Origin of the sequence: Dietzia sp. SYD-A1, assembly GCF_015356725.1 — a bacterium.
In the GTDB taxonomy this organism is placed as follows: Bacteria; Actinomycetota; Actinomycetes; order Mycobacteriales; family Mycobacteriaceae; genus Dietzia.
Window position 1 is genome coordinate 1 of sequence record NZ_JADDKI010000547.1, and the last position, 469, is coordinate 469.

1 protein-coding gene is annotated in these 469 nt (G+C 70.6%); it reads left to right on the top strand.

Annotated features, from left to right (window positions below; translation table 11 throughout):
* Window positions 1-167: 167 nt before the first annotated feature.
* The coding region (locus IY392_RS19635) for a rhodanese-like domain-containing protein (RefSeq protein WP_194861843.1) at window positions 168-469 on the top strand (302 nt) is incomplete at its 3' end.

Here is a 469-nt window from a genome sequence, read left to right on the forward strand (position 1 = left end):
ATCCTGGTGATGAATCATGGTCCGGACGCCACCGTGACGCGCGATATCAGCGTGCCATTCGACCGACCCCGCGACCCCGACACACTGCCGGACGACTCCGAGTACCGGAGATTGCGCACCTCTCTGCTGGACTCGCTCACCCGCGATGAGACCACGGGAGACGCAGCGTGAGCGACCCCGGCGTCGTCACCGCGTCGTTCACCGAGCTCCCCCGCGCTGCGGACGGCGGTCCGGCCTCGGGCATCGTCCTGCTCGACGTCCGAGACGACGACGAGTACGCACGCGATCACCTGGACCAAGCGCTACACGTGCCGGTCGGCCGTCTGGCCGACCGACTCGACGAGGTCCCGCCGGGCACCGTCTGGGTGCACTGCGAGCGCGGCTCCCGAGCGGAACGTGCCGGCGCCGTACTCGCCGCGGCCGGTCGTGAGGTCGTGGTCGTGCGCCAGAACATCCGCGCGGGTCGCGC